The following is a 21698-nucleotide window of genomic DNA, read 5'->3' as shown; positions in this document are numbered from 1 at the left end:
GGCGGTTCGCGCTCCCGGTGCCTTGACGTTGACCGCCATCACGAGGTCCCACTCCTCGGGCGAGACGTCGTAGAAGGGGCGCTTGCGTCCCTGCTCCTTCGGCGAGATGCCCACGCCGTTGATGAGCACGCTGAACAGGCCTTCGTTCCGCGCCGCCGCGATGGCGGCGCGGTTCGTCTCAGGGAGGGTGAGGTCGCCGGCGACGGCGACATGGCCGTCGCCGGGGAGCGCCGCGACGACGCGGTCGGCGGCCTCGGCGGAGGCGCCGGCGACGACGACGCGGTAGCCGGCGCGTGCCAGGCGGTCGGACAGGACGCTGCCGATGCCGCCGGCACCTCCCGTGACGACGGCGCTGCGGATGATCTGGGCCATGGGGTTGCTCCTCGGGTTCGGGCTCAGTAGTCGGCGCGTCCACCGGAGGCGTCGAAGACGAAGCCCGTGGTGAACGACGAGTCACGTGACGCGATGAAGGCGGCGAGTCCGGCGTGCGCTGTTCGTGCGCACGGGGGAGACCGTGCACATCTCGACGCTCGTGGGCACCCGCATCCAGCATCTGGACGGGATCGAGGCGACCTCGCAGTTCCTCCGTTTCGGCCTGCGGGTCGGGGTGTGGCTGCCCGCGCACATGACGTCGGGAGGAAAGGCCCTCCTGGCCGACCTGACCGACGAGGAGGTACGGGCCCGGTACGCACTCGCGATGGCGGGGCCGCGCGGGCAGCACCTCGACGTCGACCTCGACTCGCTGTTCGACCAGCTCGCCGACGTGCGGGAGAGTCGCATCGCCTGGAACTTCGAGGAGAGCGAGCTGGGCCTCGCCGCCATGGCGATCTCGGTGGGTCGGCCCGGCGGGCACCGCGCCGCGATCAGCATCGCCGTCCCGATCGCCCGGTACACGCGGGAGCTCGGTGCGAAGTGGGCGCGCGACCTCATCGAGGTCGCCGACGAGGTGGCCTCGCCGAGCTGAGCGATGGGGGATGCGGGTGCTCCTCGGCGCCCGTGGGGAGTCGCGCCGGAGCAGCCGCAATGTCGGAGGCCCTCGCCACAATGGAGGCATGACCAGCACGGCGGAGGCCCTCGGATCGGACGCAGATCTCGCTGCGCTCACCGACCTCGTCTACGAGGTCGCAGGCGTCGAGCGCCGGCTGTCCCTGGTCCAGATCGCGCAGCTGCGCCTGCTCGCCCGCGCCGGTCGCCTGGCCGAGAAGCAGGCCGCCGGGGCGCCCGCCGTGGTGCAGGCGCATGAGATGGCGGTCCGCTCCATCGCGGCGGAATTGGGCGGCGCGATGCGCGTCACCGACCGCACGGTGCAGCGCCGGATCGATGAGGCGCGCACGATCGTCGAGGACTACCCGGCCGCGCTCGGTGCGTGGGAGCAGGGAGCGATCACGCGTGCACATGTGATGGTCATCGTGGATGCCGGGGTGGTCCTCCCCGCTGAGGTGCGACCGGCGTTCGAAGCCGTCGCGATCGAACGCTGCCGGAAGGACACGCCGAACCGCGTGCGGGCGGAGCTGGAGATCCTCGCGCAGCGCATGCATCCGCGGTCGTTCAGCGAGCGGCACGAAGCGGCTGCCGCCCAGCGCTGCGTGCGGCTGATGCCCGGTCAGAACGGCATGTCGGATCTGATCGCGACCCTCCCCACCGTGATCGCCGAAGGCATCCACGACCGGCTCACGCGGCAGGCGCGGGCGATCATCGACACGCGCGACGAGCGTGCCGGCGCGGAGGCGCCCGCCGATGGCCAGGATGCCGTGCCGTCGGCAGACGACCGACGCGAGGTCATCAGCACCGACGCACGGACCACCGACCAGGTGCGCGCCGACGTCTTCGCCGACCTGCTCCTCGCGGGGACTCCGGCGCTCGACGACACGTACGACACGACCGCGGGTCCGCTGGGTGCGATCCGCGCTCGGGTGCAGGTCGTGGTCCCCGCGGTCGCGATCGGCGGGGCGGATGAGCCGTGCGACCTCGTCGGCCGGTCCCCGATCGATGCGGGCACCGCACGGCGGCTCGCCGGTGACGCCCCCACCTGGGAGCGGCTCGTGACCGACCCCGTGAGGGGAACGGTGCTCGCCGTGGACAGCTACCGCGTCCCGATGCCGATGAGGCGATACCTGCAGGCGCGTGACCAGCATTGCCGTTTCCCCGGATGCCGGCTGGCGGCCATCCGCTGCGAGATCGACCACACGCACGACGCAGCGAAGGGCGGGAAGACCGAGACGCGGAATCTGGGGTGCCTGTGCCAGCGGCATCACTCGATGAAGCAGTTCACCGCCTGGCGGGTCCGACAATTGGGGGGTGGGGTCCTCGAATGGACGTCACCCCTCGGCACGATCTACCGCGAAGACGCACCGACACCGGCCGTCGCCTTCTCGCTCGCCGAGCACGTCCCTCCGGGCGCGGAAGACGCCCCCTTCTGATCCGCATCCCGCTGCGCACGCCCGTCCGGGCGGCGACGCGGCGGAGCCCTATCCTGTCCGCGACATCGCGCGTACCGTGAGCGACATGTGGACAGTTCTCATCATCCTGCTCGTGGTGTGGGTCGTGCTGTCGATCGTCGGCTTCGTCTTCGAGGGGCTGTTCTGGCTCGGGCTCATCGGGATCGTCCTGTTCGTCGGCACCATCCTCTTCGGACTCATCCGGCGAAACGCCACGAACAAGAAGACCTGATCAGCGGCACCGCAGGCCCGTGGCCCCTGCCTCAGCGGCCGCGCGCCTCACCATGCAGGTGATCGCGGTGCTTCTCGGCCTGAAGTTCATCCGGCCCCGGTGAGACCCGCGACATTCCGACGCCTGTCCGCGGACAGCGCCCGCGGCGCGTCGGAGCCGCGGGGTACCCTCTAATCCATGTGTCTTGAGCCCCACCCCGCCTTCGCCACGACGCCGGCCGATGCCGAGTAGCGGAGCGGGGGCGGCGGAGGGCGAGGACGGCGAACAGAGGCGCATGTCGCGGCGCTCGCTCGGCGAGCTGATAGCACCCCGCCGGCTCGGCGTCGACTTCCGCTGGCTCCTCGCGTCCTCCTGGACCAGCAACATCGGCGACGGCATCGCCCTCTCCGCCGCTCCGCTGCTCATCGCCTCGCTCACCTCGTCGCCGCTGCTGGTCGCGGCCGGCGCGATGATGCAGTTCCTGCCGTGGCTCCTGTTCGGGCTGCTCGCCGGGTCCATCGCCGATCACCATGACCGGCGCAGGCTCGTCATGGTGGCCAACGCGTCGCGGGCCGTCATCGTGCTCGGCCTCGTCGTCTTCCTCGCGACGGGCCAGGTCACGGTGTGGATCGTGCTCGTCACGTCGTTCCTCTACGGCACCGCCGAGGTGTTCGCCGACACCGCCGGAAGCACGCTGCTGCCGATGATGGTGCGCCCCGCCGACCTCGGGATCGGCAACGCGCGACTGCAGGCCGGGTTCCTCGTCGGCAATCAGCTCGCCGGCCCGCCGCTCGGCGCCTTCCTCTTCGCGCTCGGGTCGTTCTGGCCGTTCCTGGTCCAGATCCTGTGCGTGAGCCTCGCCGTCATCCTCATCTCCCGGATCGCACGGACGCAGATCCCCGATCCGGATGCCGATACCGACGCCACTCCCGCGGGGACGAGCCACCGCATCCGGGAGGGTCTGCGCTGGCTGCGCGGCAACGCGCCCGTTCGGACGCTCGTCGTCATCATCCTCGTGTTCAACGTGACGTGGGCGGCCCCGTGGGGCATCCTCGTGCTCTACGCGACGGAGCACCTGGGCATGGGCGCCGTCGGGTTCGGGGCGCTGACGACGGCGTCGGCGCTGGGCGGGCTCATCGGCACGGGATGCTTCGGCTGGCTCGAGCGGCACGTGTCATTCGCGACGCTCATGCGCGTCTGCCTTTCGCTCGAGGTGCTCATGCACCTCTCCTTCGCACTCACGACCTCCGGCGTCGTCGCGTTCATCATCATGTTCGGCTTCGGCGCCTACGCGTTCGTGTGGGGCACGATCTCGACCACCGTGCGACAGCGCCTGGTACCCCTCCCGCTGCAGGGCCGCATCGCCTCCGTCAACATGGTCGGGGTGTTCGGCGGCCTCGTCATCGGGCAGTTCCTCGGCGGGCTCATCGCGCAGGCGTGGGGCCTCACAGCGCCGTGGTGGTTCGCGTTCGCGGGATCGGCCATCACGCTCGTGCTGGTCTGGCGTTCGATCTCGCACATCGCCGCCGCCCCGCCGGTTCTCGACGCGGAGGATTCCCCGCAGGAGGAGTGACCGGGCGCGTCGTCACCGCTCACGCCCCATCATCGCCGGCTGCGCGGCGCGATGCGCAGGATCGGCCGTTACCAGTGGGCCCGCTGAGCCACACCTGCCCCAGCAGTCACGCCCGGTCCTGCAGTGTGCTTCGCAGGCGTACCCGCCCCGAGCCGGCGGGGGAGGTCCGCGACCCCGCTAACGCCCCTGCCGGCCGACCATCTCGCCGATCCACGCCGGCGCGAACGGCGACGTGCAGTTCGGCGGGGTCGGGTAGTCCTTGAGCACCTCGAGCCGCTCGCCGATATCGAGCGCGCGCGGCCGGAGGCCCGGGTGATGGATGCCGATCATCGCGAGCGTCGTGTTCATCTCCCACTGCCGGCGGTCGGGCGCGTCCTTCATCTCCGCCTCGATGGTGTCGAGCACCGCCGGCAGGTCGAGCAGCTCGGGCTTCTTCGTCACCGTGTGCGCCGTCAGCGCCCAGCCGGCGCCGGACACGGTGGCATCCTCATCGTCGATCCACCGGCGCCGCAGTTCCTCGGCATGCGGGCCGGGCTTGACGGTGTAGTTGACGAGCCAGTCCACGACCTTGGGTACGCGCGCCTCGCGCAGCATGGCATCCAGCTCGTCGGCCGTGAAGTGACGCGGCTTGGCGATCAGCAGCGCGACGAGGCGCAGCGGCGTCTCGCCGGTCGCCCACAGCTCGCGGGAGAAGTCGGGATCGGTGCCGAGCTTCTTCGCAACCGCCCGGAGCTTCGTGAGATTCACGCCGTGGTCATCGCCGTGCCGCTCGTTCACCTCGCGCATGCGCGGGTCCTCCAGCGCCGCCAGTTCCGTCCGGACCTCGTCGACCGTCGCCATGGCTCCTCCTCGCATACTGGATCCAGCGTAGGCGCGTCACCGCTCGCGCGGCATCGGGGGAGGAGCGTCGATCGCCCGCAGCATCCGCTCGATCGCCTCGCGCAACTCGCCGCGTGCCGGCTCCGCGAGGTCGAGCGTGTACTCGACCCCCGCGGGAATCCAGGTGAGGCCGTACATCGTCTCGCGGAAGTCCGCACCGCCGACCGGCCAGCGCGTGTGCGACTCGTCCTCCGGCTCGGCGCCCTGCCCCCATTGACCGAAGTACGCGCGCATGTCGTCGATCGGCAGCTCCATCACGGCATCCGCCTCGACGGCCTGCCGCACCCAGCTCCGTGCGACCAGCACGAACTCCTCGATCTCTTCGGCGGTCAGCGGCTTCGGTGCGAACAGCACCCGCGTGTGCTCGACATCCGCTAGCCGGTCCACCCGGAAGGTCCGCCAATCCGCCTTGTCGAGATCCCAGCACAGCAGGTACCAGTGCCGATCGGCGGGAGCGAGGGCGTGCGGCTCGACGCGGCGGCGCGTCACCTCGCCGGCGGTCGACGTGTAGGTGAAGCGCACCCGCTCGTGGTCGCGGCACGCCAGCGCCAGCTCGCCGAGCACCTCGCCGGAGACCGCCGCGCCGGCGTTCAGGCCCGCCGGTTGCACGGCCTCGGCCAGTGCGGTCACCCGTCGGCGCAGCGGCGCGGGCAGGACCTGCTCGAGCTTCGCGAGCGCGGTGAGCGTCGTCTCCGGCCCCGACACCAGTCGCTGGGCTGCCGCGACCCGCAGCCCGATCGCCATCGCGACGGCCTCGTCGTCGGTGAGGAGCAGCGGCGGCAGCGCACTGCCGGCCTCCAGCCGGTAGCCACCGGCGGCACCGGGGGAGGATTCGATGCGATACCCGAGCTCGCGCAGCCGCTCGACGTCGCGTCGTACGGTCCGCTCGGTGACACCCAGCCGGTCGGCGAGATCGGAACCGGGCCAGTGCCGGTGCGTCTGCAGGAGGTTCAGCAGCGAGAGGGCACGCGACGTGGTGTAGGACATGGGACTATCTTCCTCGGCGATCAGGACAGGATCTGTCCGCATCCGATCCTACGCTCGCGGCATGACGAACCAACCGATCATCGAGGCGCAGGGACTCACCAAGCGCTTCACCGTCAAGAAGAAGACCGTCGAGGCCGTCACCGACCTGACGTTCACCGTCACGCGCGGTGAACTCGTCGCCTTCCTGGGGCCCAACGGCGCCGGCAAGTCGACGAGCCTCCGGATGCTGACGACCCTCCTCCCGCCGACGGCCGGCACGGCGCGCGTCGTGGGTCACGACATCCTCCGCAGTCCCGCCGCCGTGCGAGCGCGCATCGGGTACGTCGGGCAGCTCACGAGCGGCAGCTTCTCGCAGCGCGTCCGCGACGAGCTGCTCAGCCAGGGCGCGTTCTACGGGATGCCGGCCCCCGACGCCCGCACCCGTGCGGACGAGCTCATCGCATCGCTCGACCTCGCCTCGTTCGCGACGCGCACGGTGCAGCAGCTCTCGGGCGGGCAGAAGCGACGCCTCGACATCGCCCTCGGGCTCATGCACGCGCCCCCGCTGCTGTTCCTCGACGAACCGTCGACGGGCCTCGACCCGCAGAGCCGGGCGAACCTGTGGGAGCACATCCTGCGCCTGCGCGCCGAGCACGGCACGACGGTGTTCCTCACGACGCACTACCTCGAGGAAGCCGATCGGTACGCCGAGCGCGTCATGGTGATGGACCGCGGTCGCGTCATCGCCGATGACACCGCGACGCGGTTGAAGGCGGAGCTCGCGGGCGACGTCGTGACCCTCGGCTTCGGCTCCGACGGTGACGCCGAGCGGGCCGTCGACATCGTGCGACGCCTCGCCCAACGGGACGTCGCACGGGAGGGCGCCTCCGTGACGCTGACCGCCCCCGACGGCGACCGGCTGCTGCCCGCCGCGGTGCGGGCCCTGGATGCCGAGGGGCTCCGCGTCGAGCGGGCCACCGGTGTCCCGCCCACCCTCGACGATGTCTTCCTCGCGCTCACCGGTCGCACCCTGCGCGAGGCCGGCGAAGGGGCGCCGGGCGAGGAAGAGACGGATGCCGCGGCATCCACGGCATCCGACGAGCCGGCCGCGTCGGCACACCAGACAGGAGCGATCCGATGACCACGACAACCTCGACCCCGGTGCGGGAGAACGCCGCCCGCGACACGTGGAACGTCCTGACACGCGAGCTCAAGGCCGTCGTGCGCGACCCCTTCACGCTGATCTTCAGCCTGCTCCAGCCCCTCGTCTTCCTCGGGCTCTTCGCACCCCTGCTCATCGGCCAGTCCGGCGCGCCGGCGGGGGAGACGCTGCAGTGGTTCGTCCCCGGCGTCCTCGTCATGATCGTGCTGTTCGGCACCGGAGCCGTGGGGTCCAACCTGCAGTACGAGATGATGACCGGCTCGCACGAGCGGACCCTCGTCGCGCCGCTGGCACGCTCGTCGCTCCTGGTCGGGCGGGCGCTCAAGGAGGTCGCGCCGATCATGGTGCAGGGCCTCATCATCGTCCTCATCGCGTGGCCGTTCGGCTTCACGATCCAGGTCGGCGGCCTCGTGATCGGCCTGCTGCTCCTCGCCGTGTTCGGCGTCGGGCTCGGCTCGCTCTCGTACTCGCTCGCGCTGGCCACGAAGGACCGCGAGTGGCTGTTCTGGGGCGTGCAGCAGACGCTGATCTTCCCGCTGCTGATCCTCTCCGGGATGCTGCTGCCGCTCGACGCCGGTCCGGCGTGGATGCGGGCGGTCGCGACCGTCAACCCGATCAACTGGGTCGTGCAGGCCGAGCGCGTCCTGTTCGCCGGTGACATCGGCAGCCCCGTCGTGCTGTGGGGCTGGGTCGCGGCGCTCGCGCTCGCCGCCGTCGGCCTGACCGTCGGCATCCGGTCGATGCGCCGCAGCAGCTGACGCTCGGTGCTTTGGGGTCGGTTGTGGTCGCCTCGGAGGCATCGAGGCGACCCCACCCGACCCCTTGCCCCTCGTGGCGACCTCGAGCGCGTATTCGCCGCGTCGAGCGCGTATTCGCGCCGCGTCGAACGCGCGGGAATCGGTGTCACTTCGCGCCGCGCCGCGGCGGCCGAGGCGACGTCCACTGACACCGATCCGCGGCGCACGCGGCCCGGGAGGCACTGGTGCCGCACCTACGATCGAGGGATGGGTGCGGCGCGCGGGTTCTGGTCGGGGTTCGTCGCCCTGGCGCCGCACCGCGGCGACCACCGCGTCGCCGCGCGGGCTGCGATCTCGCTGGCCGTGCCGCTGCTGGTCCTCTGGGCGATCGGACGCCTCGACCTCAGCATCTACGCGAGCTTCGGCGCGTTCGCCTCGCTCTACGGCCGGCACGACGGATACGCCGACCGCATCCGGATGCAGGCCGCCGCCGGCGGGATGCTCATCCTCGTCATGCTCATCGGCACGGCAGCGGCCGTGCTCGAGGCGTCGACCGGGATCCGCGTCTTGGTCGTCGCGTTCATCGCGACGGTCGTGACGCTCCTCGCGGCGGCGTGGCGATGGCATCCGCCCGGTGCTCTCTTCGCGGTCTTCGCCACCGGCGCCTGCGCAAGCCTGCCGGCCGATCCGCGCTCCTTCCTCGACGTGCTCGTCGTCGGCGGAGCGTCGGCCGCCTTCAGCATCGCTCTCACCGCCTCGATCGCGTATTCGCGCCGCCGAGGACGGCTGGGTCCCGTCGAGCGGCGGCGGACGCCGTCGTCCCGGGATGCCGTCGCGCAGGCCGTGACCGTCGGGATCGGCGCCGTGCTGGCCGGTCTGGCGGGTCTCGCCCTGATCGGCGATCACTGGTACTGGGCCATGGTGGGCGCGGTCGCCGCGCTCGGCGGCGCGCGGCTCACGGCGCGGGTCATCCGCGGGCTGCAGCGCCTCGCCGGCACCCTGCTCGGCGTGCTCATCGCGGCCGGGCTTCTCGCTCTCGACCTGCCGCCGCTCGCGACCATCGGCGTGGCCGTCCTGTGCCAGGTGGGCGCCGAGCTCTACGTGGGCCGCAATTACGGCATCGCGATGCTCTTCGTGACCCCGCTCGCGCTGCTCATGATCCAGCTCGTGGCCCCCGCCGATCCGGGGACGCTCCTCGCGGATCGCGCCCTCGACACGCTCATCGGGGTCGCGATCGGTACGGCCGTGGCCGTGGCCTCGGCCGCGCTGCGCCGCCGCGCTCCGCGCTGACCCGGGCTGGCAGGGGTGGTGTGGCGCACTGCTCACCCTGGGCTGCCTGGCGCATTGGTGTCAGTTCGCGCCGCCTGGGGCTCATCGAGGCGACCTCGAGTGACCCCAGTCCCGCCGGCTCCCTGGCTGCACCGCGAATTGGGGTCAGTTCGCGCCGCAACAGGGTCCCCGAGGCGACCTCGAGCGACCCCAAACCCCGGGCTCCCTGGCTGCCCCGCACATCGGTGTCAGTTCGCGCCGCAACAGGGCCCCCGAGGCGACCTCGACTGACCCCAATCCCGCGCGCTCCCTGGCGCCCGGCGCATTGGTGTCAGTTCGCGCCGCAACAGGGCCCCCGAGGCGACCTCGACTGACCCCAAACCCCCGCCCGCAACGCAGAACGCCGCGGCCGGACCGAAGTCCGACCGCGGCGCGACAACCCCGAGGCTCAGCGGTGCTGAACCGGCGTCCGGCGCACGAAGAGCGCGGCCACGACGGCGACCGAGGCGATGATCGCCCCGACGACGAACGCGTGCTGCGTGCCCACGACCTCGGCGATCCCCGTCGCGACCTCGTCGCCGGCCGCTGCCGCGGCGCCGATCGTCAGGGCGGCGACGAGCGCGGCGGTGCCCGCGGCGCCAGCGAGCTGCTGCAGCGTGTTCATGATCGCGCTGCCGTGCGCATACAGGCGCGGGTTCAGCGCGCTCAGCGAGAGCGTCATGAGCGGCGTCATGATGAGCGCCATGCCGGCGCAGAACACGAGGTGCATCGCGATGACGACGCCGAGCGGCGTGGCATCCCCGAGCGTCGTCAGCGCCCACTGGCCGGCGGCCAGGAGCACCGCACCGGGGATGACGAGCGGCAGTGGGCCGATCTTGTCGTACACGCGCCCGATGACGGGGGAGAGCACGCCCTGGATGACGCCACCGGGCAGCAGCACGAGGCCCGTGGCCAGCGCGCTGATGCCGAGACCCTTCTGCAGGTAGATCGGCAGCACCGTGACGGTGCCGAGCATCGTGCCGAAGGCGATCATGACGATGAAGACGCTGAGGCGGAAGTTCCGCACGGTGAACGGGCGCAGGTCGAGCAGGGCCGCGTCGCGGGTGCGCTGCAGCGACACCTGACGCACGACGAAGACGAGGAGCGCGGCGATGCCGACGACGAAGGCGACGATCGGCTGCCACGCTCCGTGCGTGATCAGCGACTCGATCGAGGCCAGTCCGTAGACGATGCCGCCGAATGCAAACGCCGACAGGATCACGGAGGCGACGTCGAAGGACGGGCGCCGGGTCTCGTGGTTGGTGCGGATGGCGACGACGCCGACGAGGAAGAGGATGGCGATGACCGGCAGCATGAAGCCGAAGACGGCGCGCCAGCCGAAGCTGTGGATGACGATGCCCGAGAGGGTCGGGCCGATCGCGGGGGCGACCGAGATCACGACGGAGTTGAGCCCCATCACCGTGCCGCGGTAGCGCGGCGCCACGGACGTGAGCGTCGTGGTCATGAGGAGCGGCATGATGATCGCCGTGCCCGCGGCCTGCACGATGCGGGCGACGAGCAGGACGATGAAGGTGGGCGCGAGAGCGCCGACCAGAGTGCCGACGAGGAACATCCCGACGGCCACGACGAACAGCGAACGCGTCGTGAAGCGCTGGATGAGGAACCCCGTGGTCGGGATCACGATGGCCATCGTCAGCAGGAAGCCCGTGGTGAGCCACTGCGCGCTCGAGGCGGCGATGGCGAAATCGTCCATGATGACCGGCAGCGCGACGCCGAGCACGGTCTCGTTGAGGATCATGACGAACGCCGACAGTGCCAGCACGCCGATCACCTTCGCGATGCGTCGCTTCTCGACCCGCTCGGGTTCGTCGGCCTTGGCGGCGAGGGCGAGCTCTTCTTCCAGCTCTGCGGTGGGTCCTTCGTGGGGAGGGGTCATGCGGCATGCTCCGATTCGTCGACGGCCGTTCGGCCAAACAATCCATTATGGCACAGTGTGACAGAATGACACAAAGTGCCATCACCGTCTCGGGGGTGGATGCAGGAATCGGATGCTAGAAACGGAGCATGAGCATGGATGCCGACCTCGACCTGCTCGCCCGGCGCCGCCTGGAGACGACGTCGCAGATCCACCGCGCGGCGCTCGACCTCTTCGAGGCGCAGGGCCTGCGCGAGACGACGGTGCAGCAGATCGCGCAGCGCGCGGGCATCTCCTCTCGGACGTTCTTCCGCTATTTCCCGGTGAAGGAGGGGGCGGCGTTCCCCGTCCAAGGGCGGCTGCTCGCTTCGCTCGGCGCGGTCGCGCTCGATGCGGACGCGTCCGACCTCGGTGCGGTGCTGTCCGCCTTCGCCGACGCGCTCGACTCCGCGATCCAGGATGCCGGCGACCCCGACCGGCACGAGCACCGGCGCATCGCGCAGCTGCTCGCGCGTGAGCCCGAGCTGGAGACGTACGTCGGCGCGCAGGATGCCGAGATCTCGGCCGCCGTCCGCGCCCGGATCGGGGAGGCGCGGCCGGACGTCGATGGCCTCGATGCGCAGGTCGTGGGCGCGGTCGTCGCCGCGCTCTGGCGCGTGACCTGGGACCGCTGGGGAGCGGAGGCGCTCGCCGAGCGTGCCGGCGAACCCGTCGACGTCTTCCGCGACGCGCGCGCCGCGTTCTCCCGCACCCTCGGCTGACGGCATCCCGGCGCTTCCTGCCCCTCCCGCCCCCGCTGCCCCGCACGGGCGCGTTTTCGCGCACCCACTTGTGTGGTCAGACCACAAGGTGCATACTGGAGGCACGAGAGGGTCTGAGGCTGGATCTCGAACCCCCGGCAAGCAACGGTGCGGGTGAAGGCACCCGTGCCGGGAGGAGAAGAGGAATCATGTCCACCTCGATCAATGCTCTGGTCGAACAGGGTCAGCAGGCCCTCGCGGAGTACGCATCGTTCACGCAGGAGCAGGTCGACCACATCGTCCGCAAGGCGTCCGTGGCCGCGCTCCACCACCACGGCGACCTCGCCGTCATGGCGGTCGAAGAGACCGGCCGCGGTCTGTTCGAAGACAAGGCCGTGAAGAACATGTTCGCGTGCGAGCACGTCACGCACTCGATCATCAAGCAGCGCACCGTCGGCGTCATCTCGCACGACGACATCACGGGCATCACCGAGATCGCCGACCCGGTCGGCGTCATCTGCGCACTGACCCCCGTCACGAACCCCACGTCGACGGCGATCTTCAAGGCGCTCATCGCGCTGAAGACCCGCAACCCGATCGTCTTCGGCTTCCACCCGTCCGCACAGAAGTGCTCGGCCGAGGCCGCCCGCATCGTGCGGGATGCGGCCATCGCCGCCGGCGCCCCGAAGTACTGCGTGCAGTGGATCGAGGAGCCCTCCATGGAGGCCTCCGGCGAGCTGATGAACCACCCCGACGTCGCGCTCATCCTCGCCACCGGCGGCAACGCGATGGTCCGGGCCGCGTACTCCTGCGGCAAGCCCGCCCTCGGCGTCGGCGCGGGCAATGTCCCCGCCTTCATCGAGCGCACCGCCAAGGTCGGCCGCGCCGTCAACGACATCGTGCTGTCGAAGTCCTTCGACATGGGCATGGTGTGCGCCTCGGAGCAGGCCGTCATCCTCGACGAGCCGATCGCGGAGGAGGCCCTCGCCGAGTTCGCCCGGCTGCACGCCTACCGCGTGACCGCCGACGAGAAGCGGATGCTGGAGGAGTTCATCTTCGGTGTCAGCGCCGACAGCGCGAACTGCGCCGAGGCCAAGCTCAACGCGAAGGTCGTCGGACAGTCGCCCGTCTGGATCGCCGAGCAGGCCGGCTTCACCGTCCCGGAGGACACCTCGATCCTCCTCGCCGACGTCTCCGGCGTCGGCCCACACGAGCCGCTGACGCGCGAGAAGCTCGCCCCCGTCCTCGCCGTGCTCCGCGCCGCGACGCCCGATGAGGGCATCGAGCTGTCCAAGCAGATGGTCGACTTCGACGGTCTCGGACACTCCGGCGCCATCCACTCCAACGACCAGGCGGTCATCGCGAAGTTCGCGGCGGTCGTCAAGGCCGTCCGCATCATCGAGAACAGCCCCTCGGCGCTCGGCGGCATCGGCGACATCTACAACGCGTTCATGCCCTCGCTCACGCTCGGCTGCGGCTCGTACGGCCACAACTCGGTCTCCAACAACGTCTCGGCGGTGAACCTCTTGAACGTCAAGCGCGTCGGACGGCGCAACAACAACCTGCAGTGGTTCAAGGTGCCGGCGAAGACGTACTTCGAGCCGAACGCCATCCGCTACCTGATCGACATGAAGGGCGTCGAGCGCGTCACGATCGTGACGGATGCCACGATGACCAACCTCGGCTACGTCGACAAGATCATCGACGTGCTCAACCGCCGCCCCGGCCGCGTGCACCTGCAGATCATCGACACGGTGCTCCCCGAGCCGACCGTCTCGAGCGTCCAGGCCGGCGCCGCCGAGATGCGCTCCTTCCAGCCCGACACGATCGTCGCCCTCGGCGGCGGGTCGCCGATGGATGCCGCGAAGGTCATGTGGCTGCTGTACGAGAACCCGGAGACGCAGTTCTCCGACATGCGGGAGAAGTTCTTCGACGTGCGCAAGCGCGCGTTCAAGTTCCCCGAGCTCGGCAAGCTCGCCAAGCTCGTCTGCATCCCGACCACGTCCGGCACGGGCTCCGAGATGACGCCGTTCGCGGTGATCACCGACGACGTGACGGGCATGAAGTACCCGCTCGCGGACTACGCCCTGACCCCGTCGGTCGCGATCATCGACCCCGTGCTCACCTCGGCGTTGCCCGGGTTCCTCGTCGCCGACGCCGGCTTCGACGCCCTCACGCACGCCACCGAGGCGTACGTGTCGGTCTACGCGAACGACTACACCGACGGCCTGTGCCTGCACGCCATCAAGCTGATCTTCGAGAACATCGAGCGCAGCGCGAAGGCGAAGCCGAACAGCACGGATGCCGCCGACATCCGGGCCCGCGAGAAGATGCACAACGCCGCGTCGATCTCGGGCATGGCCTTCGGCAACGCGTTCCTCGGGATCGTGCACGCCATGGCCCACGTCACGGGATCGAAGTTCCACCTCGTGCACGGCCGGACCAACGCGATCTACCTGCCGCACGTCATCCGGTACAACGGCCGCATCCCCACGAAGCTCACCAGCTGGCCGAAGTACGAGCGCTACGTCGCCCCGGAGCGCTTCCAGGAGATCGCCGCGCACCTGGGCCTGCCGGCATCCACCCCGGAGGAGGGCGTCGAAAGCTACGCCCGCGCCGTGGAGGAGCTGCGCGACAAGGTCGGCATCGAGCGGTCGTTCCAGCAGCAGGGCGTCGACGAGGCGAGCTTCATCGGTCGCCTCGACGAGGTCGCCATGGCCGCCTACGAGGACCAGTGCGCACCCGCCAACCCGCGGATGCCGATGCTCGCCGACATGCGCACACTCATGGAGGCCGCGTACTACGGCACGTCGTTCGACGAGGTCCGCGCCCAGCGCAAGACGACGCACACGGAGGCCGAAGCCGTCACCGGCACGATCGCCGTGGTGAAGCCCGCGGTGAAGCCCGCCAAGCGCGACACGCAGCGCGCGTAGTCAAGGCGCCAGAAGGGCCGGGGGAGCATCCCCGGCCCTTCTGCGTGCGCGCGCGGGCGGCGGCTCTCGGGGCCGCCGTAGGCTGAGAGCATGCAGCAGCGCAGCCTCGGCCGTACCGGTCGCAACGTCTCCGTCATCGGTCTCGGCACCTGGCAGCTCGGCGCCGATTGGGGCGACGTCTCCGAAGACGACGCCCGCGAGGTGATCCGCGCGTCGCTCGACGCCGGTGTCACCCTCATCGACACCGCCGATGTGTACGGCGACGGGCGCAGCGAGGCGATCATCGGCGCCGTGCTCGCCGAACGCCCCGACCACGGCGTCACCGTCGCGACGAAGATGGGCCGCCGCATGGCCCAGGAGCCGGAGAACTACACGTCGGCGAACTTCCGCGCGTGGACCGATCGCTCGCGTCGGAGCCTCCGCACGGACACCCTCGACCTCGTGCAGCTGCACTGCCCGCCCACCGCCGTCATCGAGTCGGACGCCACGTACGACGCCCTCGATGCGCTCGTCGCCGACGGCACCATCGCCGCATACGGCGTCTCGGTCGAGACGTGCGCGCAGGCGCTCGCCGCCATCGCGCGACCGAACGTCACAAACATCCAGATCATCCTGAACCCGTTCCGGCTGAAGCCCCTCGACGAGGTGCTGCCCGCCGCCGAACGGGCCGGCATCGCGGTGTTCGCGCGCGTGCCGCTGGCCTCCGGACTTCTGTCCGGGAAATACACCGCGGCGACGACCTTCGCGGCCGACGACCACCGTTCCTACAACCGGCACGGCGAGGCGTTCGACAAGGGCGAGACCTTCTCCGGCGTCGACTACGAGACGGGTCTGCGGGCCGTCGCGGAGCTCTCCGCCGCCGTGCCGATGGGCGTCACGCTGCCCGCCGCCGCACTCGCCTGGGTCGCGTCCCGACCCGGCGTGACGAGCGTCATCCCGGGGGCGCGCAGCGTCACGCAGGCGCAGAACAACGCCGTCGCCGGGGAGCTCGTCGGGCAGACCGACCTCACCGTGTTCGAGGATGCCGTCGTCGATGTCTACGACCGGCTGCTGCGGGCCGACATCCACCCGCAGTGGTGAGGGCTTCTAGCGCGGGGTCCGCTCCGCATAGACAGCCCGTTCGAACGCGGCCGCCCCGTCTGCGGCGGCCGGGTCGTAGAACGGCAGCAGCTGCGTCGCCCAGACGCCCGCGATGCCGGACGCCCGGTCGATCCAGTAGTGGGTGTTGCCGAGTCCGGCCCACGACACCGAGCCGGCGCGACGGCCGCCCGGCACGTCCTCCTCGTTCACGAGGAACGAATACCCCCACGACGTCCGGATGCCGGGCAGGAACTCGACCTCACGGGTGAGCGCGGGGATCGCGGCCGGCAGGGGAGTGACCGTCAGGCCCGGCTCGCCGCGCGTCGCCCAGTCGATCATCTCGGGGCGGAGCACCTGGCCGCCAGGGGCGGAGCCGTCGCCGAGCCAGACGCGGAGCAGCGCGAGGAGGTCGGGGACGGTGGAGAAGAGGCCCTGGCCGCCCATGTCGAGCTCGGGCGTTGCCGGTGGCGAGAAGGCGGTCGGGGCGATGACGCCGTCCCGTCCGCGGCGGTGCGGAGTGGCCAGACGAGCCCGCATGCCCTCCGACACATCGAACGACGTCGACGTCATGCCGCACCGCGCATAGATCCGTTCCCGGAACACGTCTTCGAGGCGCCGTCCGCGCACGGCGGCGACGATCAGGCCCAGCCAGTCGATCGACATCCCGTACGTCCACCGCTCGCCGGGGTCGTGCATGAGGGGAGTGGACAGGGTGTCACGGAGCGGGGTCGCCGACGGGCGTTGCGCCCGCGAGCGTGCGATGAGCGCGCAGCGCGCGTCGAACATGTCATAGCCGATGCCGGCGGTGTGGAGCAGCAGCATCCGCGGTGTGATCTCGCGCGCCGGCGGCCGCGTGGTCATCGTGCCGTCGTCGTCGAGGCGTACCAGCACCTCGCGGTCGCCGATCTCCGGCAGGTAGGTGCGCGCGGGTGCGTCGAGATCGAGGAGACCGTCCTCGATGCACTGCAGCGCCGCCGTTGTGGTGAAGAGCTTCGTGACCGAGTACAGCGCGAAGACCGTGTCCTCCGTGGCCGGCGTGCTCGTCACGGGGGAGCGGAAGCCGGCGGCGCGCAGGAAGGTGGTCGCCGTCGGCGAGGTGATCCCGGCGATCACGAACGGGATGCCGTTGGCGATCGCCGCGTTGAGTGCCGCGTCGAGGGCGTCGTCCCGGGGGTCAGCCATGCCGCTCCTTCGCCTCACGTCTGATCCGAGAGTAGGACGTCGTGGCTACCCTGGCGGCATGATCCTGGAGTTCGACGGCGAGGTCTTCCGGTGGGATGCCCGCACGGAGTCGTGGTTCTTCGCGGCCCTGCCCGAAGATCTCAGCGCTGAGATCCGCGAGATCCCGCGGCCCGCCCGTGGGTTCGGGTCGGTCCGGGTGGCGGCGACCATCGGCGGCACGTCGTGGCGGACCTTGATCTTCCCGGATGGCGGGCGCGGTGCCTACGTGCTGCCGCTGAAGCGATCCGTGCGCGAGGCGGAGGGGATCGGCGACGGCGACGTCGTACGGGTGCGGGTCGACGTGCTGGACGCATAGGGGCCGAAACACAGAAGTAACAATTTTCCCAAACTCCCCATTGACAACAAGATGAGAGAACTCTCATGATGGGGACCGGAGAGGGAGATCGTCCTCGCGGCGGGTCTTTCCAAACCAGGCTCTGCATATCCCACGGTTTCCCGAAACCGCGTGATCCCCCCGGAGAGCGACGATTCCCCCCGGATCGCAACTTTCGGCGTGCGCACCAGGAGCCGGTCCTGTTCAATCCCCCAACTGGAGGCACGCACATGCGCACCATCCGTAACTATGTCCAGGCTGAGAAGGCCCGCCGCGAGGAATCTGGCGACGAGAGCGGCTTCTCACTCATCGAACTCATCGTGGTCGTCGTGATCCTCGGCATCCTTGCCGCGATCGCGGTGCCCGTCTTCCTGGGCCTGCAGGACCAGGCAGAGGAGAGTGCTCTCGAATCTATCGTCGCAAACGGTGCGTCGCAGGTGGCATCTGACCTTGCTCAGAACACGGCGGCTGCCGCAGTCGCTACCAACCTGGATTCCCTCGAGGCCCAGAGCACCAGCCAGATCCCTGGGATCACGCTGTCTGTCGCGCCGAAGGTCGCCGGCGACCCCCTGCAGGTCGACAACTTCTGTGTGTCCGGCGTAAGCACCAAGATCACCACCGCGGTGAAGTCCGGCCCCGGCTGCTAACACCTGACCAGACCTCGAGGCCGGCCCGACCCGAACGGGCCGGCCTCGACGTCACTCCACGGCACCACTCACCTCACCCTCTCGGAGGTGTTCCCGCATGACCACCCAATCCGACGATGGCTTCAGCCTCGTCGAGGTGATCATCGCGATGTTCCTCTTCGCGGTGATCTCGCTGGCCGTCCTTCCGCTGCTCATCTCCGGCGTGAGCCTCAGCACGGAGAACCGGGACGTCGTCGCCGCGACAACACTCGCGAATGACCGAATTGCTCAACTGCGGGAGCAGTTTCCTACGTCGGCTGGCTCGACCAAGACCTGCAGCGCGCTGGTCGCGGCCGTGTCGGGGCTCGCGGCGAGCGACCCGGCCAATCCGGGGCTCGTCATCACGGCGTCGGCATCCGCCGACCCGGGATACACCCAGGTTTGCCCGCCGGCGGCGAGTGACTATCCTCGCTCGGTCCTCGTCACCGTCACCGTGGCCGACAGCTCGGCAACCATCGCCCGGGTTCCGACGCGTCTCACCGTCGGAGCGGCATCATGATCGATGGTGGCGGCAAGCGCAACGACCGGGGCATGACACTGGTTGAGCTCCTTGTCACCATTGCTGTGGCTGCGCTCGTGCTCGGCCTCATCGCCGTGACCTTCGCGAAGGGTGTCACGGCGCAGCGTGACGGGGTCGCGCGAGACTCTGCCACTGGTGCTGCGAACGTGGTGGCGAGCAGTCTCGCCCGATCCATCCGAAACTCGACGGCGATCCACGTCAACGGCGCCGGGACCCGGCTGGATGTCGTTTACGTCGACGGGAGCGGGACACCGGAGTGCCGGGCGTGGGAGCTGTTGGCAGGAGCACTCGTCTACCGCGCCGACACGAGCGGCGAACTACCGGCGGCCGATTCCTCGTGGGGGAAGTTGGCCACGGGGGTTCACGGAACGCTCGGCGCAGATGCCGTCTTCGCCCTAATCGGTGTCAAGAGCGTGCAGATCGGCATGGAGATCACGATGGATCAGGTCACGGTCGGCGTCACCGACGGCGCCACGGCGCAGGCGGTCGGAGGGGGAGGACTCACATGCTGGCACTGAAACGTCGTGTGCGTGGCGGCCGCGACGAGGGATCCGCCCTCGTAACCGTCCTGATGGTGATGCTGGTTCTGACGATCGGGGGGCTCGCGCTGGCCACGATCGTGGTCAACACCTCGGGACTCGTCGTGTCGAGCAGAAGCAGCGCGCAGTCGCGCGCCGCAGCTGACGCAGGTCTCGCCGAGGCTCTCGCGGTGGCGTTGCGCGACGCGGATATCTGCGATGACACCCCTATCGAGTCGGATCCTGTCAGTGGTGACCTGGGCGCGGGCTCGACCTATGAGGTCGCGCGCGACTGCGTGACGCTCTCCGGGCGGGTGATCTTCCGCGCGGTGGGCCGCTCTCCGGGCGGAGCGACCACGACGACAGAAGCCGTGTACGAATACAACCCGGTCCCTGTGGTGCAGAAGGAACCTGCGCTCATCACCCGCGCGCCGCTCAACCTGAGCGCCTTGAAGATTCAGGCCGTGGATGCGGCTAGCCCATCGACCGTGTGGGTCATTCCTGACGCTGGGGGATCCGGCGACTTCACATGCAACTCCGGCGGCGCACTAGCGGGTTCCGTCTACCTCCCCGCGGGCACGGTCTTCGGCGTCGGGGGATGTGAAGTGACGGGCGATGTCTATGCCGAGAAGGACGTGACCATCGGCAGTGGAACCAAGATCCACGGAGATCTCGTGTCCTTGAGCGGCAAGGTGAGCGTTTCGGGGGGAAGCGTCATCGATGGCGGAATCTATGGCAAGGGTGATGTCACACTCGGCGGTGGCCCCGTCATTCACGGTGATGTGGTCTCCGCGTTCGGGAGCGTGACGATGTCCGGGGGAATGACCATCGACGGCAGCGTCCACGCCAAGCTCAACGTCACGGGGACGTCCCTCAGCTCCAAGTTCGTTCAGAGTATCTATGCGGGCGCGAACCTCAACCTGTCCGGGGGCAAGCCAGTCGCGCGCGACCGCATCATGTATGGCGGGACATTCACCTTTCCGAGCGGAACGCAGGCTGCATGGGCGGTGACCTCCGTCACGAAGACGAGCGTCCAGCCGATTGTCGCGGTCCCTCAGTTGCCGAATGCTCCGCAATGGGAGGGAATCACCCAGACCGACTTGGATGCTCTCGTCGCCAGTGGCGCCTTCGCAAAGATCACCTGGACCGGTGCTTGCGCGTACAGCTGGTATCCGGAGCACGCGATGATCAACAAGATCAAGAGCCTCACCGTGCCCACGATCATCGATGCCAGCGCGTGCGCGCGACTGGACCTGCATCAGTACAGCGGCGTAACCGGCCTGAAGACAGACGTGATCTTCGTGGCGCCCTCCTTCAACATCGAGGACCAGGACTTCGAATCGGCGGACGGCCACGAGCATCGTCTGTGGTTCGTCTCCCCGGAGACACTCAATCGAAACTGCGCCGGTGTTCCCGCCATCAGTATCGATGGGTCCAAGATGTTGCCGTCCGGTCTGACCTCCAAAATCTCCGCCATGATCTTCACTCAGTGCACGGTGGATTTCCCCAACAGCGGTGAAGGATGGCGCGGCTCGATCCAAGCCGGCGTCATGACGGGCAAGCCCAACTACTGGTATACGCCCGTGGGCTTCCCGGGCAGCCCGCCTTTCGGCGATGACGAGAGTGGCGGCCCCACTGGCATCGCGACACTCGGCGCGCTCCTCTCGAGACACGACGTCGCGACGCCATGACACCGCTGACCGTCTACATCTTCGTCGTCGCCGGTGTCTTCGGGCTCGTGATCGGTTCATTCCTGAACGTCGTGATCTACCGGGTCCCGGCGAAGATCCCGCTCACCCGTGAGAGCCGGTGCCCGCGCTGTGACGCTCCGGTGCGGCCGTGGCAGAACATCCCGGTGGCGTCGTGGTTGCTGCTGCGTGCCAAGTGCGCGTCCTGCGGCGCGCCGATCTCGGCGCGATACCCGCTCATAGAACTGGCCACCGGCGTCGCGTTCGTCGGCGTTGCAGGGCTGTTCCTCGCCGACGTCGTTGACGCCGCGAAGATCCCGGTCGTCCTGGCGTACCTCTATCTCGCATCCATCAGCATCGCGCTCGCGCTCATCGACCTCGACACGCGACGACTACCCAACGCCATCGTGCTCCCGGCGTATGTCGTCCTCGCCGTCCTCTTCACCACGGCATGCCTCCTCGGCGCACCCTGGGAAGGGCTTCTCCGTGCTGCGATCGGCGGCGCTGCGCTCTACGCCTTCTACTTCCTGCTGCGGCTGGTACGCCCCGGCGGTATGGGCGGGGGAGACGTCAAGCTCGCCGGCGTGCTCGGCATGGCGCTCGGCTGGCTCGGGTGGGGATCCCTCATCGTCGGAGCCTTCGCCGCCTTCCTTCTCGGCGGCGTCATCGGCGTCGCACTGATGCTCGCGCGCCGCGCGACACGCAAGACTGCGATCCCGTTCGGGCCGTGGATGATCGCAGGCGCCTGGATCGGCATCGTCGCCGGCGAGGACATCGCCCACTGGTATCTGGGGCTGCTCGGCGCGAGCTGAGCCGCCGGCAAGGAAA

The 21698-nt window shown here is 69.6% G+C and carries 20 protein-coding genes and 1 pseudogene; 16 read left to right on the top strand and 5 right to left on the bottom strand.

Going from position 1 to position 21698, the window contains the following annotated elements; all coding sequences use genetic code 11:
* Positions 1 to 372 (bottom strand): annotated as a pseudogene (locus tag BR85_RS15670) (SDR family NAD(P)-dependent oxidoreductase); the annotation flags it as partial.
* Positions 373 to 496: 124 nt separating this feature from the next.
* On the opposite strand from BR85_RS15670, the gene BR85_RS07290 reads away from it, so the two are divergent.
* The 4 genes from BR85_RS07290 to BR85_RS07275 all read left to right on the top strand — a co-directional run bounded on the left by BR85_RS07290 (position 497) and on the right by BR85_RS07275 (position 4222).
* Positions 497 to 964, top strand: coding sequence for an IclR family transcriptional regulator (locus BR85_RS07290; protein ID WP_051526195.1), 468 nt, complete (start codon positions 497 to 499; stop codon positions 962 to 964).
* 88 nt (positions 965 to 1052) lie between these two features.
* Complete coding sequence (locus tag BR85_RS07285; RefSeq protein ID WP_028495939.1) at positions 1053 to 2420, top strand: HNH endonuclease signature motif containing protein; 1368 nt, start codon at positions 1053 to 1055, stop codon at positions 2418 to 2420.
* A gap of 85 nt (positions 2421 to 2505) precedes the next feature.
* Positions 2506 to 2670: a hypothetical protein gene (locus BR85_RS15520; protein WP_036272313.1), complete on the top strand. Its 165-nt coding sequence runs from the start codon at positions 2506 to 2508 to the stop codon at positions 2668 to 2670.
* 274 nt (positions 2671 to 2944) lie between these two features.
* The gene (locus BR85_RS07275) at positions 2945 to 4222 is read left to right on the top strand and encodes an MFS transporter (RefSeq protein WP_028495938.1); all 1278 of its coding nucleotides are present in this window, start codon (positions 2945 to 2947) and stop codon (positions 4220 to 4222) included.
* Positions 4223 to 4399: 177 nt separating this feature from the next.
* Here the strand turns inward: BR85_RS07275 and BR85_RS07270 are convergent, their stop codons facing one another.
* Together BR85_RS07270 and BR85_RS07265 are read right to left on the bottom strand one after the other, a co-directional pair.
* Positions 4400 to 5062: a DNA alkylation repair protein gene (locus BR85_RS07270; RefSeq protein ID WP_081782684.1), complete on the bottom strand. Its 663-nt coding sequence runs from the start codon at positions 5060 to 5062 to the stop codon at positions 4400 to 4402.
* A 36-nt stretch (positions 5063 to 5098) separates the two neighbouring features.
* A complete protein-coding gene (locus BR85_RS07265) occupies positions 5099 to 6088 on the bottom strand; it encodes a helix-turn-helix transcriptional regulator (RefSeq protein ID WP_028495936.1) in 990 nt (329 codons plus the stop codon).
* Positions 6089 to 6149: 61 nt separating this feature from the next.
* Between BR85_RS07265 and BR85_RS07260 the strand changes: the two genes are divergently transcribed.
* The 3 genes from BR85_RS07260 to BR85_RS07250 all read left to right on the top strand — a co-directional run bounded on the left by BR85_RS07260 (position 6150) and on the right by BR85_RS07250 (position 9256).
* Positions 6150 to 7208: an ABC transporter ATP-binding protein gene (locus BR85_RS07260; protein ID WP_028495935.1), complete on the top strand. Its 1059-nt coding sequence runs from the start codon at positions 6150 to 6152 to the stop codon at positions 7206 to 7208.
* On the top strand, positions 7205 to 7987 hold the full coding sequence (locus BR85_RS07255; protein WP_028495934.1) for an ABC transporter permease: 783 nt from the start codon (positions 7205 to 7207) through the stop codon (positions 7985 to 7987). Before BR85_RS07260 ends, BR85_RS07255 begins: the two co-directional genes overlap by 4 nt.
* Before the next feature lie 246 nt (positions 7988 to 8233).
* On the top strand, positions 8234 to 9256 hold the full coding sequence (locus tag BR85_RS07250; protein ID WP_028495933.1) for an FUSC family protein: 1023 nt from the start codon (positions 8234 to 8236) through the stop codon (positions 9254 to 9256).
* A 427-nt stretch (positions 9257 to 9683) separates the two neighbouring features.
* Here BR85_RS07250 and BR85_RS07245 read toward each other — a convergent pair whose 3' ends face one another.
* Entirely contained in the window at positions 9684 to 11171 is a 1488-nt protein-coding gene (locus BR85_RS07245; protein ID WP_051526194.1) for an MDR family MFS transporter, read from the bottom strand.
* A 128-nt stretch (positions 11172 to 11299) separates the two neighbouring features.
* Between BR85_RS07245 and BR85_RS14890 the strand changes: the two genes are divergently transcribed.
* From BR85_RS14890 to BR85_RS07230, 3 genes are all read left to right on the top strand, one after another.
* Complete coding sequence (locus BR85_RS14890; RefSeq protein WP_051526193.1) at positions 11300 to 11911, top strand: TetR family transcriptional regulator; 612 nt, start codon at positions 11300 to 11302, stop codon at positions 11909 to 11911.
* Between the two features lie 188 nt (positions 11912 to 12099).
* Positions 12100 to 14823, top strand: a complete 2724-nt coding sequence (gene adhE / locus BR85_RS07235) for a bifunctional acetaldehyde-CoA/alcohol dehydrogenase (protein WP_051526192.1) — start codon at positions 12100 to 12102, stop codon at positions 14821 to 14823.
* Positions 14824 to 14913: 90 nt separating this feature from the next.
* Entirely contained in the window at positions 14914 to 15903 is a 990-nt protein-coding gene (locus tag BR85_RS07230) for an aldo/keto reductase (RefSeq protein ID WP_028495931.1), read from the top strand.
* Between the two features lie 6 nt (positions 15904 to 15909).
* Here the strand turns inward: BR85_RS07230 and BR85_RS07225 are convergent, their stop codons facing one another.
* On the bottom strand, positions 15910 to 17085 hold the full coding sequence (locus tag BR85_RS07225) for a serine hydrolase domain-containing protein (protein ID WP_028495930.1): 1176 nt from the start codon (positions 17083 to 17085) through the stop codon (positions 15910 to 15912).
* 58 nt (positions 17086 to 17143) lie between these two features.
* Between BR85_RS07225 and BR85_RS07220 the strand changes: the two genes are divergently transcribed.
* From BR85_RS07220 to BR85_RS07195, 6 genes are all read left to right on the top strand, one after another.
* Positions 17144 to 17440: a DUF1905 domain-containing protein gene (locus tag BR85_RS07220; protein WP_028495929.1), complete on the top strand. Its 297-nt coding sequence runs from the start codon at positions 17144 to 17146 to the stop codon at positions 17438 to 17440.
* A 248-nt stretch (positions 17441 to 17688) separates the two neighbouring features.
* Complete coding sequence (locus tag BR85_RS15795) at positions 17689 to 18105, top strand: type II secretion system protein (RefSeq protein ID WP_051526191.1); 417 nt, start codon at positions 17689 to 17691, stop codon at positions 18103 to 18105.
* A 97-nt stretch (positions 18106 to 18202) separates the two neighbouring features.
* The gene (locus BR85_RS07210; protein WP_028495928.1) at positions 18203 to 18643 is read left to right on the top strand and encodes a type IV pilus modification PilV family protein; all 441 of its coding nucleotides are present in this window, start codon (positions 18203 to 18205) and stop codon (positions 18641 to 18643) included.
* Complete coding sequence (locus tag BR85_RS07205; protein WP_081782683.1) at positions 18640 to 19182, top strand: pilus assembly FimT family protein; 543 nt, start codon at positions 18640 to 18642, stop codon at positions 19180 to 19182. Before BR85_RS07210 ends, BR85_RS07205 begins: the two co-directional genes overlap by 4 nt.
* Positions 19170 to 20873, top strand: coding sequence for a polymer-forming cytoskeletal protein (locus BR85_RS07200; protein ID WP_155947962.1), 1704 nt, complete (start codon positions 19170 to 19172; stop codon positions 20871 to 20873). The genes BR85_RS07205 and BR85_RS07200 overlap by 13 nt, the downstream gene beginning before the upstream one ends.
* Positions 20870 to 21682: a prepilin peptidase gene (locus BR85_RS07195; RefSeq protein WP_028495925.1), complete on the top strand. Its 813-nt coding sequence runs from the start codon at positions 20870 to 20872 to the stop codon at positions 21680 to 21682. Before BR85_RS07200 ends, BR85_RS07195 begins: the two co-directional genes overlap by 4 nt.
* Positions 21683 to 21698 lie beyond the last annotated feature (16 nt).

It is taken from the genome of Microbacterium sp. UNCCL10 (assembly GCF_000746195.1).
Lineage (GTDB): Bacteria > Actinomycetota > Actinomycetes > Actinomycetales > Microbacteriaceae > Microbacterium > Microbacterium saccharophilum.
The sequence above is the reverse complement of the archived record's forward strand: the minus strand, read 5'-3'. Positions and strand labels throughout refer to the sequence as shown.

Bases quoted from the DNA above. Each gene is read 5' to 3' on its own strand.
- BR85_RS15520 (WP_036272313.1), top strand. From the start codon at position 2,506: ATGTGGACAGTTCTCATCATCCTGCTCGTGGTGTGGGTCGTGCTGTCG.
- BR85_RS07255 (WP_028495934.1), top strand. From the start codon at position 7,205: ATGACCACGACAACCTCGACCCCGGTGCGGGAGAACGCCGCCCGCGAC.
- BR85_RS07270 (WP_081782684.1), bottom strand. From the start codon at position 5,062: ATGGCGACGGTCGACGAGGTCCGGACGGAACTGGCGGCGCTGGAGGAC.
- BR85_RS07225 (WP_028495930.1), bottom strand. From the start codon at position 17,085: ATGGCTGACCCCCGGGACGACGCCCTCGACGCGGCACTCAACGCGGCG.
- BR85_RS14890 (WP_051526193.1), top strand. From the start codon at position 11,300: ATGAGCATGGATGCCGACCTCGACCTGCTCGCCCGGCGCCGCCTGGAG.
- BR85_RS07285 (WP_028495939.1), top strand. From the start codon at position 1,053: ATGACCAGCACGGCGGAGGCCCTCGGATCGGACGCAGATCTCGCTGCG.
- BR85_RS07210 (WP_028495928.1), top strand. From the start codon at position 18,203: ATGACCACCCAATCCGACGATGGCTTCAGCCTCGTCGAGGTGATCATC.
- BR85_RS07250 (WP_028495933.1), top strand. From the start codon at position 8,234: ATGGGTGCGGCGCGCGGGTTCTGGTCGGGGTTCGTCGCCCTGGCGCCG.
- BR85_RS15795 (WP_051526191.1), top strand. From the start codon at position 17,689: ATGCGCACCATCCGTAACTATGTCCAGGCTGAGAAGGCCCGCCGCGAG.
- BR85_RS07245 (WP_051526194.1), bottom strand. From the start codon at position 11,171: ATGACCCCTCCCCACGAAGGACCCACCGCAGAGCTGGAAGAAGAGCTC.
- BR85_RS07220 (WP_028495929.1), top strand. From the start codon at position 17,144: ATGATCCTGGAGTTCGACGGCGAGGTCTTCCGGTGGGATGCCCGCACG.
- BR85_RS07200 (WP_155947962.1), top strand. From the start codon at position 19,170: ATGCTGGCACTGAAACGTCGTGTGCGTGGCGGCCGCGACGAGGGATCC.
- BR85_RS07265 (WP_028495936.1), bottom strand. From the start codon at position 6,088: ATGTCCTACACCACGTCGCGTGCCCTCTCGCTGCTGAACCTCCTGCAG.
- BR85_RS07275 (WP_028495938.1), top strand. From the start codon at position 2,945: ATGTCGCGGCGCTCGCTCGGCGAGCTGATAGCACCCCGCCGGCTCGGC.
- BR85_RS07195 (WP_028495925.1), top strand. From the start codon at position 20,870: ATGACACCGCTGACCGTCTACATCTTCGTCGTCGCCGGTGTCTTCGGG.
- BR85_RS07260 (WP_028495935.1), top strand. From the start codon at position 6,150: ATGACGAACCAACCGATCATCGAGGCGCAGGGACTCACCAAGCGCTTC.
- BR85_RS07205 (WP_081782683.1), top strand. From the start codon at position 18,640: ATGATCGATGGTGGCGGCAAGCGCAACGACCGGGGCATGACACTGGTT.
- BR85_RS07230 (WP_028495931.1), top strand. From the start codon at position 14,914: ATGCAGCAGCGCAGCCTCGGCCGTACCGGTCGCAACGTCTCCGTCATC.
- adhE (WP_051526192.1), top strand. From the start codon at position 12,100: ATGTCCACCTCGATCAATGCTCTGGTCGAACAGGGTCAGCAGGCCCTC.